Genomic DNA, 14,287 nt, shown 5'->3' with positions numbered 1-14,287 from the left:
TCTCGATTAATCTGCTCTCGACTAATTTTCTTTCGAACTTCCTGGAAAAGATGCCATGCAACTCTCTGCTTTGACCGCCCTCTCCCCCGTTGACGGCCGCTACGCCTCTAAAGCCGCCGCCCTGCGCGAACACTTCAGCGAATTCGGCCTGATCCGCGCCCGTGTGATTGTGGAAGTTCGCTGGTTGCAGCGCTTGGCCGAGCACACGAAAATCGTCGAAGTGCCGCCCCTCTCCGCTGAAGCGACGGCGTTTCTTGAACAGTTGATTCGTGAGTTTTCGATTGCCGATGCCGAACGGATCAAAGAGATCGAGCGCACCACCAATCACGATGTCAAAGCGGTTGAGTACTTCCTGAAAGAGAAGATCGCAGGTCAGGCCGAGCTCCACGCAGTGACCGAGTTCATTCACTTTGCCTGCACCAGCGAAGATATCAACAACCTCTCTTACGGTGTGATGCTCAGCGACGGCTTAAAAGCCATGCTGCCCACCATGCATGAAGTGGCTGACGAAATCGCCAAGCTGGCAATTACCCATGCCGCCCAGCCAATGCTGTCGCGTACTCATGGTCAAACCGCCACCCCGACCACGTTAGGCAAAGAGATGGCCAACGTCGCCTACCGCCTCAAGCGCCAGCTCAAGCAAATTGAAGCGGTGGAAGTGCTCGGCAAAATCAATGGCGCCGTGGGCAACTACAATGCCCACCTGACTACCTACCCAGAGATCGACTGGGAAGCCAATGCGCGCACTTTTGTGGAAGGCTTGGGGTTAACGTTCAACCCTTACACGACTCAAATCGAACCTCACGACTATATCGCCGAGCTGTTTGATGCCATTTGCCGCTTCAATACGATCCTGATCGATTTTGATCGCGACGTATGGGGTTACATCTCACTGGGCTACTTTAAGCAGCGCACGGTCGAGGGCGAAATTGGCTCATCCACCATGCCGCATAAAGTTAACCCAATCGATTTTGAGAACTCCGAGGGTAACCTGGGCCTGGCCAATGCAGTGCTTAGCCACCTAGCGCAAAAACTGCCGATCTCCCGCTGGCAGCGCGACCTGACTGACTCCACCGTGCTGCGCAATCTAGGCGTGGGCTTGGCGTATGGCTTAATTGCTTATCACGCCAGCCTCAAAGGCATCAGCAAGCTTGAAGCCAACCCTGAACGTTTAGACGCTGATCTGGATAACAGCTGGGAAGTGCTCGCCGAGCCGATTCAAACGGTAATGCGCCGCTACGGCATTGAGAAGCCCTACGAAAAACTCAAGCAGCTGACCCGGGGCAAACGTATTGACCAAGCAGGCTTTGCGGCGTTTATTGATACCCTTGAACTACCCAGCGACGTCAAAACCGAATTGAAGGCGCTTTCACCGGCCAACTATATTGGTAATGCCCAGGCACAAGCCGAAGCACTGACGCATCAGCTAAACTCGCTGTAACCCATTTGTTGTGACCAACTTGCTGTAACCAACGTTGCTGCGACCACTACACCAGGACACGCCATGAACCATCACGATAAGCCGCTAACACTGCTGGGTGATCTTACCGCCGCAGACTTTCTGGCCAATTATTGGCAGCAAAAGCCGCTGCTGATTCGTGGCGCAATGCCCGACTTCATTAGCCCGATTGAAGCTGATGAGCTGGCGGGACTCGCCTGCGAGCCTGGCGTAGAGGCGCGCCTGGTCGAAGAAGAAGGCCCCGATGGGCCTTGGCAGGTCTCCCACGGCCCCTTTGATGAAGCCACCTTTGAACGGCTGCCAGAGAACAACTGGAGTCTTCTCGTGCAGGCCGTTGACCATTACGTGCCTGCGGTCGCCGCGCTAATGGACGAGTTTGACTTCCTGCCGCGTTGGCGGCTCGATGACGTGATGATCAGCTACGCGCCTCCTGGCGGCAATGTGGGCGCGCATATCGACCAATACGATGTCTTTTTACTCCAAGCCAGCGGCCATCGACGCTGGCAGTTGGGCGGCAAGCTCACGGAAGATGCGCCGATCATCCAAGGTATCGATCTCCGCATCCTGAAAGAATTCACCGTAGAACCAGATTCGGATTGGGTGCTTGACCCTGGCGACATGCTCTATCTCCCCCCCGGCTGGGCACATCACGGTGTGAGCCAAAGCGATGATTGCATGACCATCTCGATTGGCTTCCGCGCGCCCTCCGCTGATGAGGCGATTACTTCCTATGCGGATTATTTGGGCGAGCAGCTTCCTGCCTCACAGCGTTACAGTGATGCGGGCATGGCGCCTGCCGAGCAGGTCGGTGAGCTGGACGATGCCGCCGTTGAGCGTATGCGCCAGTTGATCATGTCGACGCTGGATAACCCAACCCAGGTTGCCCAGTGGTTTGGTCGGGTGATGACCCAGCCAAAGTATGTGGATCAAGTAGTGCCGCTTGAAACACCGCTAACCGAAGCGGCGCTTGTTGCTCAACTACAAGAGGGTGAACCGCTCTACCATATGCCTGGCTCACGCTTCGCTTGGCGACACGACGCCAGCGGTACCACGCTATTTGTGGATGGTGACGGCCACGCCTGTTCAACTGAATTAGCCAAGCGCCTAGCCGACACCAAGCCCCTTTACACCGAAGACCTTGAGCTTGACGGTGCCGCAGCGCTCATCACCCAGTTAGTCAACACCGGCAGCTTGGGCTTTATGAGTGATGAGGGTGAGGACGACGAGGAGTATTAATGGCCATAACCCACATTAGCACTGGCGATTGGGAGATACTTGGCTCGGCGGCTAGCGAGATCCGCCGCCAGGTGTTTATCGACGAGCAGAACGTGCCTCAGGATGAGGAGTGGGATGGACTGGACCCCGCGTGCCAGCACTTTCTCGCTATGCTTGACGGCCAGCCAGTGGGCACCGCACGCCTGCTACCCGATGCGCACATTGGCCGTGTCGCTGTACTCGCTACTGCCCGCGGCACCGGTATTGGCGTACTGCTGATGCAGGCTGCGATTGAGGCGGCACGTCATGCGGGCCACCTCCAGGTCGCCCTCAGCGCTCAAGTGCATGCTCTGGCGTTTTATGAACGGCTGGGCTTCGTCGCTCATGGCGATGAATTCTTGGATGCGGGCATTCCCCATCGAGAAATGACACTTTCGCTCGATTAATAAGCCCTCTTAATGGTTCTCTAGCACTGCCTCGGCAGTGCTTTTTTATGCCTGTTTGACGAAAAACCACTACACAAACCCTCCCTTCCTCTACCTCCCTGTCGTCGGGTTACAACGGCCTCTGCCCCCAAGTGTCAATTGTTGAAGGCGCCATCCTCGTGGATAGTTATTGCATTGCAGCGTTAAGCCGATTTGGTCAATCCATAAAGCCCGCTCAACGCTGTAGCGGAGGTCTCTAGCGTTACAGCTTCCAGCTTTCAAGACGTTTGCATGAGAGACGATTGGCCTAGAGACACAATCACGAAATTCAATAATGCTAAATACAACCTCGCAGGTGCAGCATAAGCAAGTGCTGATTTGCAAAATACGTTCACGACCGAAGAGGATAAGCTCATGACAGGACTGCTCGACGATATCAAAGCAATGGCCCAGTTACGCGAAGCTCAAGACGGCAAATGGGAAGCCATCAAACCGGAATACGCCGCCCGTATGCGTGCACAAAACCGCTTCCACACCGGCCTGGACATCGCTCGCTACACCGCCAAAATCATGCGCGAGGATATGGCCGCCTATGACGCTGATACCTCACAGTACACCCAGTCGTTGGGTTGCTGGCACGGCTTTATTGGTCAGCAGAAGCTGATCTCGATCAAAAAGCACTTTGGCACCACCAAACGTAGCTACCTCTACCTGTCAGGCTGGATGGTCGCCGCGCTGCGCTCCGAATTCGGCCCGCTGCCCGACCAGTCAATGCACGAAAAAACCTCCGTCGCGGATTTGATCGAAGAGCTCTACACCTTCCTGAAGCAAGCCGATGCGTGGGAGCTCAACCACCTGTTCCGCGACCTGGACGAAGCCAAAGAGGCTGGTAACAGCGGCAAAGAGCAGGAACTGATCAGTAAAATCGATAACTACGAAACCCATATCGTCCCGATCATTGCTGATATCGACGCCGGCTTTGGTAACGCAGAAGCCACCTACCTGCTAGCCAAGAAGTTTATTCAAGCGGGCGCCTGCTGTATCCAGCTGGAAAACCAGGTCTCCGATGAGAAGCAGTGCGGTCACCAGGATGGTAAAGTCACCGTGCCCCATGAAGACTTCCTGGCCAAAATTAACGCCGTACGTTATGCCTTTTTGGAACTCGGCATTGAAGATGGCGTTATCGTTGCGCGTACCGACTCACTCGGTGCGGGTTTGACGCAAAAAATTGCCGTCACCAATGAACCGGGCGATCTCGGCGATCAGTACAATAGCTTCCTCGACGGGGATGTGATCGAAAATGCCGCCGACATCAACAACGGCGACGTGGTCATCAAGCAGAACGGCAAGCTGGTGAAACCCAAGCGTCTCGCTTCGGGCCTCTACCAGTTCAAACCCGGCACTGGTGAAGATCGCGTGATTCTTGACTGCATCACCAGCCTGCAGAACGGCGCCGACCTGCTGTGGATCGAAACCGAGAAGCCCCACGTTGGCCAGATCGCCAGCATGGTTAACCGGATTCGCGATGTCGTGCCGGATGCCAAATTGGTTTACAACAACTCACCGTCGTTCAACTGGACGCTGAACTTCCGTCAGCAGGTGTTCGATGCATGGCAGGAAGAGGGTAAGGATGTTTCTGCCTACCAGCGTGACAAGTTAATGAGCGCCGAGTACGACGAAACCGAACTGGGTCAGCTGGCCGATGAGTGGACGCGCAACTTCCAGCGCGATTCGTCTCGCGACGCAGGCATCTTCCACCACTTAATTACGCTGCCGACTTACCACACGGCCGCCCTCTCGACCGACAACCTGGCGAAAGGCTACTTTGGCGATGAAGGTATGCTGGCTTACGTGAAAGGCGTACAGCGCCAGGAAATTCGTCAAGGCATCGCCACGGTTCGCCACCAGGATATGGCAGGCTCCAATATCGGTGATGATCATAAAGAGTTCTTCCACGGTGATGCCGCGCTCAAAGCCGGGGGCAAAGACAACACCATGAATCAATTTGGTTAGTAATCGCCCACGTTACTTTCTGATCCCTGCACAGGAGGCCTAACGGCCTCCTGTTTTGGTTCGCTCTGAGTATTTGCACACTGTTTTCTTAATACGCTGTTACACTCTCCGTTATGATATTTCTTGACTACTTTTTTGTCAGCTTTGACCTTTTCCATTGATTGCTGGTCAAAACGCTTTACATCAGCTATCTTTAGCGAACACCGTTCTATAACTATAATCGCTCTTCACTTTGCTTTTAACGACGGCAGTGTGGGCGACAGTTAACTCAATAGACACTCTGGAGGTTTTAATGAAACGTCTTCTTCTACCGGCTGTAGCTTTAAGTATTCTCACGTTGGCTGGATGTGCCAACACCTCGGGATACTCGGGTGATGTCTATAGCGGCAACCAAGCAAAAACCGGCCAAAGCGTTACCTACGGCACTATCGTGGCGGTTCGCCCGGTACAGATTCAAGCCGATAGCCGCGCTGGAGGCCTTTTAGGCAGCGGCGGTGGCGCCATTATCGGCGGCCTTCTGGGTAACCAAGTGGGTGGTGGTTCAGGTCGCCAGCTAGCAACCGTGGCAGGCGCTCTCGGTGGTGCCGTAGCTGGCACTGCAGCTGAAGACGCGACTAACCGCGTTGACGCATTGGAAATGGAAATTCGTCGTGACGACGGTACCGACGTTATCGTTGTACAACGTGCAGACCGCCAGTTCCAGGCTGGTCAGCGGGTACGCTTAATCGGTAGCGGCGCCAGCATGAGTGTTGCACCTTATTAATTGATTGCTATCGTTCAATAGTATTTTGTTATCAAAAAAGCCCGGCCATCTTATTAGATGGCCGGGCTTTTTTATGGCAACTGACTTTTTATGGCGGATAACTTAATGATGAGTCTTGTTACTTGCCCAATTAGCTAGAGCCATGATGGCCCAGCCAATAAGAGCTAGCAGAATGACCACCAACAGCATCTCTACGGGCTGGATCAGAGTGGTGGCTCCCAGTACTGCCAGCGAAATCACCCATAAGTAGCGATTGTTGCCATGGCTCTTCAGCACACTGGGCAACATCTTATCCAACCCTTGGCTAACACCCTTGTTCCAGCGGTCATTGACAAAATAAGCAATCAGGCAAAAGGCGATAAGCCAAATAATCAAGATCGTCATTGCATGCTCCAAAATGATAGGGCAAAGAAAAAGTGATGGCCGTAGGGTATCCCTGGTCACCCTGGCGCGCAATACCGCCGAAAGTGGTGGGTAGGAAAAAGCGCCGCTACCCCCCCTGACAAGTCAGCCTACACGCGTTACCATATTGGAACATGCACTCACCGAAAGGTTATTCCATGCAAATTGCGCAAAACTCGGTTGTCGCGTTTCACTACACTCTGACCAACGATGCAGGTGAAGTGCTAGACAGTTCCGAAGGCCGTGAGCCGCTTACCTACCTCCATGGCGCCGGTAACATTATTCCGGGCCTTGAGAAAGAGCTGGAAGGTCGTGCTGCTGGCGAAAAGCTGAACGTTAGCGTTTCTCCTGAAGAAGGTTATGGCGAGCTGCAAGAGCAGCTAATGCAAGAAGTACCGCGCGATGCGTTTCAGGGCGTTGAAAGCATTGAGCCGGGCATGCAATTCCAAGCCCAGACGCAAGGTGGCCCGCTAATGGTTACCGTCAAGAAAGTCGAAGGCGATACGGTTGTTGTCGATGGCAACCACCCGCTGGCTGGCCAGCAGCTCAACTTTGACGTTGAGATCGCTGAAGTACGTGAAGCGAGTAGTGAAGAAGTTGAGCACGGCCACGTGCACGGCGAAGGCGGCGTAGAGCACTAAGACGCTCACGCTACCGATCAAAAAAGGTGGCCTCCGGGTCACCTTTTTTTTGGCATCCGAAAAGCGGGCTTATTCATCGGGTATCAGCACTAGCTGCCCGTGGCGCACGCTTCGCGACGAGGTAACTTCAGCGGCGAACTGCTTAAGCACACGCCCCCGACCTTTGAGCAGCGCTACTTCCAGGCAACTGTCATGATTGATATGCACGTGCAGGGTCGAAAGCGTGAGGTCATGATGGTCATGGGAATGGCGAGTCAAGCGCTTGGACAGCTCACGAGCGGCATGATCGTAGACATACACCAGCGCGCCCATGCAGGGCGAATCCGGTGCAGCCTCTTCTCTCACCTGCTTTAAGCCACTACGGGTTAAATCACGAATCGCTTCTGAGCGATTTTGGTAGCCACGCTCATGCATCAACGCATCTACCTCTGCCACCAGTTCCTCATCAAGCGTTACCGTTACACGCTGCATTCACGCCTCCTCTCATAAGACCTGCTTTCCATGTGCTGCCGCCACCGTTAGTATGATGTTATTGTAAAAACATCATACTAAATAGCGTAAAGGATAAAGCGATGGCTCCACCAACTCGGCCTATCTTACTGGGTATTGCGCTAAGTTGTTTAGCTGCCATCAGCACCGCCGAGGCAAAAGAGCGGTTAATTCTGGCCATTGGTGGCGAACCCGAACAGGGCTTCGATCCACTTTTGGGTTGGGGGCAGTATGGCACTCCGCTGTTTCAGTCGACGCTGCTCTCGCGGGGAAAAGATCTTGCGCCGCAGCCAGAATTAGCCACTGAGTGGTCGCTCTCTGAAGATCGCCTCACCTGGACGCTAACGCTACGTGAAGACGCCCGCTTTGCCGACGGTATCTCGTTGACCGCCGAAGACGTGGCCTACACCTTTAATACCGCGGCAGAGGCAGGTGGGCGGGCAGACTTAAGCGCGCTTGCCGAGGCGAGCGCCATTGATGATCAGACCGTCACCCTTCGCCTTCACGCCCCGCGAATTACCTTTATAGACCAACTGATGACGCTGGGCATTGTGCCCCACGCCGAGCGGGATAACGGCTATAACGAGCAATACGGCCGACACCCCTTAGGCTCTGGGCCCTATCAACTGGTGGAGTGGCAGGAAGGCGAACAGCTAATTGTTGAACGCAATCCCTACTTCTACGGCCCTGCCCCGGCCTTTGAACGTCTGGTGTTTTTATTTACCGGCGAAGACGCCACGCTCAGCGCTGCCTACGCAGGTCAGGTTGATATTGCCGCCATTCCGCCAGCATTGGCGGCCAATATACCGGCGCACATGCAACGAGTGATAATGGAGAGTGTCGATAATCGTGGCATTCTTTTTCCCATGCAGCCAGCCAACGGCGAGCATGCCACTTCCGGCGCACCGATTGGCAACGATGTCACGGCTGACCCCGCCATTCGTCAAGCGATCAATTTGGCCGTTGATCGCGATACGCTGGTGGAAGTAGCACTGCACGGCTTTGGTCGCCCCGCCTTTGGCCCGGCAGACGGCCTTCCCTGGAGTAGTGATGAAGAGCGGATAGACGCACCTGACCTTGCCCAGGCGAATGAGCTACTTGACGCCGCTGGCTGGAAACTGAGGGACGATGGCCTGCGCTATAAAGATGGCCTGCCCGCTCGCTTTCGGCTTACCTACCCCTCAAGCGATACCACCCGACAACTGCTTGCGGAAGTGAGTACCGAGATGGTTCGCCCATTGGGCATCGAGATGCAGCCGACAGGCCGCCACTGGGATGAAATCCAGCGTGAAGCGATTCACCAGGACGCCATCATGTTCGGCTTTGGCAGTCACAGCCCCCAAGAGGTTTATTACCTTTTTCACAGCCAGCATGGGGGCAACGGTTTTTATAACAGCGGCCTCTACGCCAACGCTGAAGTGGATACACACTTAGATGCCGCTCAGGCCGCGGAGAGTGTCGAAACTGCTAACCAGTACTGGCGCGCTGCCCAGTGGGATGGCACCACTGGCTATGGCGTACGCGGCGATAGCAGCTGGGCGTGGCTGGTTAACCTTGAACACGTTTACTTCGCCAACACCTGTTTAGACGTTGGCGAGCTTGGCGTAGCGCCCCATGGTCACGGCTGGCCCATCACCGCTAATCTGCTTGAGTGGCGCTGGACGTGCGACTGATCCTGCGTATTGCAAGGCGCTTGGGCCGCCTGACGCTGGTGCTGCTGTGCGTCGCCCTGGTGTCATTTGGGCTGATGATGGTCTCGCCCGTCGACCCTGTGGATGCCTACCTCGGCCCGCAGATGGCGCAGGTAAGCCCTGAGCAGCGTGCACTGATTGCCGAACGCTGGGGATTCGATGCGCCACCCGCCGTTCAGTTTGGCCACTGGCTGCGCCAGCTGGTAAGCGGTGATTTAGGCTGGAGCCATGTGTATAACCAGCCGGTCAGCGAGGTTATTGGTCAGCGATTTCAGCGCTCAATCATGCTGCTGGGCAGTGCCTGGCTACTCGCAGCGTTGCTCGGATTTAGTCTCGGCGTTGTGGCAGGTGTTAAAGAGAACTCCACGCTGGATAACCTTATTAGTACCTACGCCTATATTACCGCCTCCACGCCTGCTTTTTGGCTGGCAATAGTCGCCGTGCTGCTATTTTCGGTGACCCTGGGCTGGACGCCCACCTGCTGCGCGGGCCCCGCTGGTGTCTTGAATCAAGATGTCACCCTCGCCTCCCGATTGCATCATCTGCTGCTGCCCGTCATCACTCTGGCACTGCTGGGCATCGCCAATATCACTCTGCATACCCGTGCCCGCATGCTGGAACTAATGCGCTCTGAGGTGGCGACCCACGCCTTCGCCCAGGGCGCTAGCCGGTTTGATATCGCGTGGCGGCACGGCCTCCGTCACGCCAGCTTACCGGCGATTACGCTTGCGTTTGCCTCGCTGGGCGAGCTCTTTGGCGGCTCGATTCTAATCGAGCAAGTCTTTGCTTACCCCGGTTTAGGGCAAGCCACAGTAGCAGCGGGCTTGCGTAGCGACGTTCCCCTACTGCTGGGTATTGCGCTCTTTACCGCGCTGTTTGTTAGCGTCGGCAATATGATCGCCGATAGCCTGTATAGCGCTATCGACCCGCGCATTACGTCAGGTGGCCTATGAACTCAGGCCAACCACCCAGCTATCCACCACCCAGTATCTATTCACAGCCACGTCTTCGTGCCGCACTCAGCCTGGTCGTTACCACCCTGCTGGTGATGGGGTTAATCGCTAGCCAGTGGCTGCTGGGCGATTCGCCCCAGCAGATGCAGTTTGATGCTCGACTAGCGCCGCCCAGCGTTGATCACTGGCTCGGCACTGACGCGTTAGGCCGGGAGCTCTGGGCGCGCACACTGGCAGGGCTAGCACTTAGCTTTTGGGTGGGCTGCCTGGCCGCTCTACTGAGCACGCTGATTGCGCTGAGCTTGGCCGTCCTAGCCTCGCTGTCGTCTCGGCTGGATGCACTGGTGAGCTTACTGATTGATACGTTGCTTAGCGTACCGCATCTCATTTTATTAATACTGATCGCCTTTGCGCTGGGCGGCGGCACCCAGGCGGTGATTATTGCCGTGGCGGTGACCCACTGGCCAAGCCTTGCCCGAGTGCTGCGCGCCGAGCTATGGCAGTTACGCCAGGCCCCCTATGTGCGAATCTCCCGGGCGCTAGGTAAATCACGCTGGTTTGTGCTCCACGGCCATCTATTACCCCATCTTGTTCCCCACTGCTTAGTCGGTGCCCTGCTGCTGTTCCCTCACGCCATCCTCCACGAAGCGGCATTGACCTTTTTGGGCTTTGGCTTGAGCCCCAGCCAGCCCGCTATTGGCGTACTGCTGGCTGATGCAATGCGCTATTTAAGCGGCGGCTACTGGTGGCTGGGGGTATTTCCCGGCCTGGGGCTGCTGTTGATGGTGCTGGGATTCGAGCGTCTTTCCAATCATCTACGCCGAGCCCTTTAGCGCTTTCAAGGAGATTACTGATGGGAGGTTTACCGTGTTAACGATTGATCAGCTGTCGCTACAGCTACCGTTATATGTCTCCTGGTGGAAGCGTGAATGGGCCACCTGCCTGAATGAATGTTCACTAAAATTTTCCGCGGGTGAAGTGCATGCAGTGGTCGGCGCTTCAGGAGCTGGAAAAAGTCTCTTGGCCTACGCAGTGATGGGGTTACTACCAACACCTGCTCGTTTGAGTGGGCAAATTGGCTACAAGGGCGAACCGCTGAATGCATCACGTCAACGCAAGCTTCGCGGCCGGGAGCTGGCGCTTATTCCTCAGTCGCTTAACGCACTAGACCCACTGGCGCGCACCAAACGCCAAGTGGCCTGGGCGGCCCAGCGCGCCGGACACTCGTCACGTCACGCTCGACACTCCGCCCAACGTGCCTTAGACCACTACCAGCTAGATGCTCGCGCCCAGCAGGCCTACGCCCATGAGCTTTCCGGCGGCATGGCACGTCGCGTACTGGCGGCGATGGCTCATGTTAGTCAGGCACCGTTAGTGATTGCAGATGAGCCCACCGTGGGCCTAGACCCTCTCCAGCGCCAGCGTGTTTTAGATGCACTGCGCGGACTGGCCGACCAAGGAAAAACGGTGATATTAATTACCCACGACCTGCGCCACGCCCTGCCGATTGCTGATCGCGTTACCATTATGCGTGACGGCCAGCAGGTCGAAACGGCCCCGGCCCGCGCCTTTCAAGACGGCGGCGCTTCGCTTACCAACACTTACTCCCAGGCATTGTGGTTAGCACTGCCCGACAATGGCTTTTCGAGCCACGCGGTAAGCCATGCTCCACAGACTGAACAGGAGGCCACCGTTGCTTGAAGCGCGCCAACTTAGCTTTCATTTCTCACCCGATGCGCCTTTGTTTGATTCCGTTTCACTCACGCTGAACGCGGGCCTGTGGGTAGGATTGAGCGGTGACTCAGGGGCAGGCAAATCGACATTGGGAAAACTACTGGCAGGCTACTTAGCTCCGTTTGAAGGAGAGGTAAGCTTAGATGGTATGGCCCTGCCGAAAAGCGGGTTACAGCCCGTTCAATGGCTGCCGCAATCGCCGGAGCTGGCGGTTAACCCCCGCTGGCGAGTCGGCAAGATTTTACGCGAAGCGTGGACGCCTTCTAACGCGCAGTGCCAAGCATTTGGCGTGCAGCCAAGCTGGCTATCTCGTTTTCCACAATCGTTATCAGGGGGAGAGCTACAGCGCGTTTGCGTATTGCGTGCCCTTGCACCAGAGGTACGCTTTCTAATCGCCGATGAAATATCAACGATGCTCGACCCCATCACTCAACTTGAGCTGTGGCAGGCGCTAAAACGGGAGGCGGAACAACGCCAGCTGGGCGTGCTGGTGATCAGTCACGACAGCGCACTGCTAGAACGGCTTTGCCCAAAGCGCTTGCACTTAAGTAAGGGCAAATTGATGCGCGCCTAACTAACCGCTTGGCGACGTTCAAAGCGCCAGAGGCCGAAGGCGATCATTAGCGTAATGCTTAGCAGTAGCCAAGAACCAATGCTCACACCTGACCACCCAGCCCACTGCCAGAAAGGCTCCAGCCAGAAGCCACCTAAACTAGCGCCCATATAGTAGAACACCAGATAGAGCGCCGAGGCACTGCCCCGTGCCCCCTGGGCATAACGACCGACCCAGCTGGAAGCCAACGAATGCGCCAGGAAAAAGCCAAAGGCATTGACAGTTAAGCCGACAATAATCAGCACTAGCGACTCAGATAAGGTGATCGCCGTGCCCAGCATTAAAATTAACACCCCCACCATCATGCATGCCGCCGGCGAAAAACGTCCTGCCAACCGACCGGAAATCATCGAGCCAAAAGTGCCGCCTAGATAAGTTAAGAAAATCAGCCCCAAACCGCTGGCCGCCAGTTGATATGGCACCGCCGCTAAGCGGAAGGTGATATAGCTGTACTGGTTAATAAAGATCAGAAAGTTGATGCCGCCCAAGCAGTAAGCGGCCAGCAGCACCGGGTTACGCAGATGATTGCCTAAATCGCTTGCCGCTTTGCGCAGCTCGAAGCGCTGGGGAGTAAAGGCGCGACTATTGGGCAACAATCGCCAAAATATCACGCAGCCGATTAGCGTCATGATACCTACCGCTAGAAATGCCGCGGTGGGGCCACCTATTTCGGCAGCGGCCCCACCGACAATACGCCCACTGATTCCGCCGAGCGAATTAGCGCCAATATAGAGCCCTACCGCACTTAATAGCGCTGGCTTCTCAAACTCATCCCCCATCCAGGCGATAGCCACTGCTGGCAAGCCACCCAACACGAAGCCCTGCACAAGGCGCAGCAGTAACAGGCTTTCAAACGTGGGCGCAAAGGCCAAGGCAAGGGAGCACCCGCCTGCCAGCAGTAGCGTAATACGCATAATGCCTTCGCGACCAATGGCATCCGAAAGCGGGCCGAAAACCAGCAGCGCGATGGCTAAGGAGAGGGTCGAGACCGACATGAGCAGGCTGACACCCAGGGTCGAGACATCGTAAGTCTCCTTTAACCCTGGCAACAGCGGCTGCGGTGCATAGAGATTAATAAAAACAAGAAATGAGCCGAGGCAAAGCGCCAAGGTGGCGCGCCACCAGGCGCGCGTTTTGGCTTCGATCATGCCATTCCTAAAAGTGGTCGGTTTGGCTATTGGAAAACGCTACCGCCCAGTTGGGCCAGATGCGTTGGCTCCAGCGCGCGACGCGCCTGCCAGTAGTAACGCCGCCAGTAACTATTATCCAAGCTGGAAATAATCACCCCTTTCGAGGTCGAGGCATGCAGAAAATAGCCATTACCGACATAAATGCCGACATGGTTATATCGACCTGGGGGGCTGAAGAACACCAGATCGCCCGCCTGCAGCTCTTGGCGGTCGATCGAGCGTCCCTCGTGTATTTGCCCACGAGTGGAGCGTGGAAGCTCTAAATTGAAAGTGTCACGGTAAACATTGCGAACCAGGGCCGAACAATCGATTCCTCTCTCAGAGGTGCCGCCAATTCGGTATGGCGTTCCTGCCCAGCGCTGGTGCTGGGCCAGCAGCGCCTCGCGAATCACTGTTGGCGGCGGTACTTGCAAACTGCGCAGATGCGCATCGATGGGATCAACCGGGGACATTTGCGGATTCGCCCCCATTCCCGGCAACGTCATTGAGAAGTAGTTCTCTGGGGCCTGAATATTACTCTGTCGAGTAGAACCTGCGCAGCCAGCCACCAATGTAACTATAAAACAAACACTTACAACACGAACAGCGGTCACAGCGGGGCGTGGCAACGCAACCATGCGATTAACCTCGTGACATTGATAAGGGGTCGGTATGACAAAACTCATTTTTCCACGCACGACTATAAGCTAGTTATCCTAT

Annotated in this window: 15 protein-coding genes; 11 read left to right on the top strand and 4 right to left on the bottom strand. The window is 55.8% G+C overall.

Annotated elements, in window-relative coordinates:
- The first annotated feature begins 55 nt into the window (after positions 1-55).
- The 5 genes from purB to ACXUPB_RS06255 all read left to right on the top strand — a co-directional run bounded on the left by purB (position 56) and on the right by ACXUPB_RS06255 (position 5,875).
- Positions 56-1,441, top strand: a complete 1,386-nt coding sequence (gene purB, locus ACXUPB_RS06275) for an adenylosuccinate lyase (RefSeq protein ID WP_472955908.1) — start codon at positions 56-58, stop codon at positions 1,439-1,441.
- A gap of 63 nt (positions 1,442-1,504) precedes the next feature.
- A complete protein-coding gene (locus ACXUPB_RS06270) occupies positions 1,505-2,695 on the top strand; it encodes a JmjC domain-containing protein (RefSeq protein WP_472955905.1) in 1,191 nt (396 codons plus the stop codon).
- Positions 2,695-3,120: a GNAT family N-acetyltransferase gene (locus tag ACXUPB_RS06265; protein WP_472955903.1), complete on the top strand. Its 426-nt coding sequence runs from the start codon at positions 2,695-2,697 to the stop codon at positions 3,118-3,120. The genes ACXUPB_RS06270 and ACXUPB_RS06265 overlap by 1 nt, the downstream gene beginning before the upstream one ends.
- A 393-nt stretch (positions 3,121-3,513) precedes the next feature.
- Positions 3,514-5,112: an isocitrate lyase gene (locus tag ACXUPB_RS06260; protein ID WP_472955901.1), complete on the top strand. Its 1,599-nt coding sequence runs from the start codon at positions 3,514-3,516 to the stop codon at positions 5,110-5,112.
- A 292-nt stretch (positions 5,113-5,404) separates the two neighbouring features.
- Positions 5,405-5,875, top strand: coding sequence for an outer membrane lipoprotein (locus ACXUPB_RS06255; protein ID WP_035555921.1), 471 nt, complete (start codon positions 5,405-5,407; stop codon positions 5,873-5,875).
- 102 nt (positions 5,876-5,977) lie between these two features.
- Here the strand turns inward: ACXUPB_RS06255 and ACXUPB_RS06250 are convergent, their stop codons facing one another.
- The gene (locus ACXUPB_RS06250; protein ID WP_035555924.1) at positions 5,978-6,259 is read right to left on the bottom strand and encodes a hypothetical protein; all 282 of its coding nucleotides are present in this window, start codon (positions 6,257-6,259) and stop codon (positions 5,978-5,980) included.
- 176 nt (positions 6,260-6,435) lie between these two features.
- On the opposite strand from ACXUPB_RS06250, the gene ACXUPB_RS06245 reads away from it, so the two are divergent.
- On the top strand, positions 6,436-6,918 hold the full coding sequence (locus ACXUPB_RS06245) for an FKBP-type peptidyl-prolyl cis-trans isomerase (protein WP_008958526.1): 483 nt from the start codon (positions 6,436-6,438) through the stop codon (positions 6,916-6,918).
- A gap of 69 nt (positions 6,919-6,987) precedes the next feature.
- Here the strand turns inward: ACXUPB_RS06245 and nikR are convergent, their stop codons facing one another.
- A complete protein-coding gene (gene nikR, locus ACXUPB_RS06240; RefSeq protein ID WP_179915270.1) occupies positions 6,988-7,389 on the bottom strand; it encodes a nickel-responsive transcriptional regulator NikR in 402 nt (133 codons plus the stop codon).
- Between the two features lie 101 nt (positions 7,390-7,490).
- Between nikR and ACXUPB_RS06235 the strand changes: the two genes are divergently transcribed.
- Genes ACXUPB_RS06235 through ACXUPB_RS06215 form a run of 5 tightly spaced genes read left to right on the top strand, consistent with a single transcriptional unit; the run spans position 7,491 to position 12,359 of the window.
- Complete coding sequence (locus tag ACXUPB_RS06235; RefSeq protein WP_472955898.1) at positions 7,491-9,080, top strand: ABC transporter substrate-binding protein; 1,590 nt, start codon at positions 7,491-7,493, stop codon at positions 9,078-9,080.
- Entirely contained in the window at positions 9,071-10,051 is a 981-nt protein-coding gene (locus tag ACXUPB_RS06230; protein ID WP_472955897.1) for an ABC transporter permease, read from the top strand. Before ACXUPB_RS06235 ends, ACXUPB_RS06230 begins: the two co-directional genes overlap by 10 nt.
- Positions 10,048-10,884, top strand: coding sequence for an ABC transporter permease (locus ACXUPB_RS06225; protein ID WP_472955896.1), 837 nt, complete (start codon positions 10,048-10,050; stop codon positions 10,882-10,884). Before ACXUPB_RS06230 ends, ACXUPB_RS06225 begins: the two co-directional genes overlap by 4 nt.
- Before the next feature lie 34 nt (positions 10,885-10,918).
- Positions 10,919-11,752, top strand: a complete 834-nt coding sequence (locus ACXUPB_RS06220) for an ATP-binding cassette domain-containing protein (protein WP_472955895.1) — start codon at positions 10,919-10,921, stop codon at positions 11,750-11,752.
- Positions 11,745-12,359, top strand: coding sequence for an ABC transporter ATP-binding protein (locus tag ACXUPB_RS06215; RefSeq protein ID WP_339934047.1), 615 nt, complete (start codon positions 11,745-11,747; stop codon positions 12,357-12,359). Before ACXUPB_RS06220 ends, ACXUPB_RS06215 begins: the two co-directional genes overlap by 8 nt.
- On the opposite strand, the gene ACXUPB_RS06210 is transcribed toward ACXUPB_RS06215, so the two are convergent.
- Positions 12,356-13,546, bottom strand: coding sequence for an MFS transporter (locus tag ACXUPB_RS06210; RefSeq protein WP_335597462.1), 1,191 nt, complete (start codon positions 13,544-13,546; stop codon positions 12,356-12,358). The two genes, ACXUPB_RS06215 and ACXUPB_RS06210, sit on opposite strands and share 4 nt — an antisense overlap.
- A gap of 26 nt (positions 13,547-13,572) precedes the next feature.
- Positions 13,573-14,205, bottom strand: coding sequence for a C40 family peptidase (locus ACXUPB_RS06205; protein WP_472955893.1), 633 nt, complete (start codon positions 14,203-14,205; stop codon positions 13,573-13,575).
- Between the last annotated feature and the right edge of the window lie 82 nt (positions 14,206-14,287).

Source organism: Vreelandella sp. DA03-1M, from assembly GCF_055725665.1.
The sequence above is the reverse complement of the archived record's forward strand: the minus strand, read 5'-3'. Positions and strand labels throughout refer to the sequence as shown.